This window comes from Variovorax sp. dw_954 (assembly GCF_018449755.1).
Lineage (GTDB): Bacteria > Pseudomonadota > Gammaproteobacteria > Burkholderiales > Burkholderiaceae_C > Variovorax.
Window position 1 is genome coordinate 1 of the sequence record NZ_JAAVVD010000095.1, and the last position, 787, is coordinate 787.

The following is a 787-nucleotide window of genomic DNA, read 5'->3' on the forward strand; positions in this document are numbered from 1 at the left end:
AATCCAGGACAACGAGAAGAAGACGATGGCTGCGTCGCCTGCCATGCGCGCCTTGCACACGAAGCGCAGGCAGGTGGCCGTGGCGTCCAGCGTGGTGGTCGCGGGCGCGATGCTGTGGCTGCTGGCGGCCCAGCGTGCCCATGCGGCGGGGGAGGCCGAGGAAGCGACCACCGTGGCTGCAGCGACCACGGCCAACACCGAACTGTTGCCTACCAACGATCCCTGTGGCAGTTGCGGCAACAGCGGCAACAGCAACCAGCTCGCACAGGCCGCACGCCCCCCGGCCGGCGCGGCCATGCCGCAAGACCTGCCGCGCACACCCGCGCCACCCCCGACCTTCCGCCTCAACGACATCCGCCTGAATGGCGCGCAGGCGCTCTCGGCCGATGAGCTCAAGACGGTCACCCAGCCCTACATCGGGCGCGACGTGGCGCTCTCCGACCTGGAAGCCCTGGCCAAGGCCATCACCGACCTGTACCGCGCACGCGGCTACTTCCTGGCCACGGCCGTGGTGCCGGTGCAGACGGTGCGCGATGGCGTCGTCGAGATCAGCGTGATCGAAGGCAAGCTGGGCAAGGTCGATGTGCTGGTCGCGCCCGATGCGCCGATCAGCGAGGCACGCGTGCGCGGCTTCCTGTCGGACCTGCAGCCCGGCCAGGCCGTCAATGCCAAAAGCTACGAGCGCGCGATGCTGCTGCTGTCGGACCAGCCCGGCACGCGCGTGGGCTCGGGCCTGCAGGAGGGCCTGACACCCGGCACCAGCGACCTGACGGTGGAGGTCACGCCG

1 protein-coding gene is annotated in these 787 nt (G+C 70.1%); it reads left to right on the forward strand.

The window, feature by feature from the left end; all coding sequences use genetic code 11:
* Window positions 1-109 precede the first annotated feature (109 nt).
* Window positions 110-787 (forward strand): POTRA domain-containing protein (locus HB681_RS37655; protein WP_275946439.1); only part of this gene is annotated, 678 nt, incomplete at its 3' end.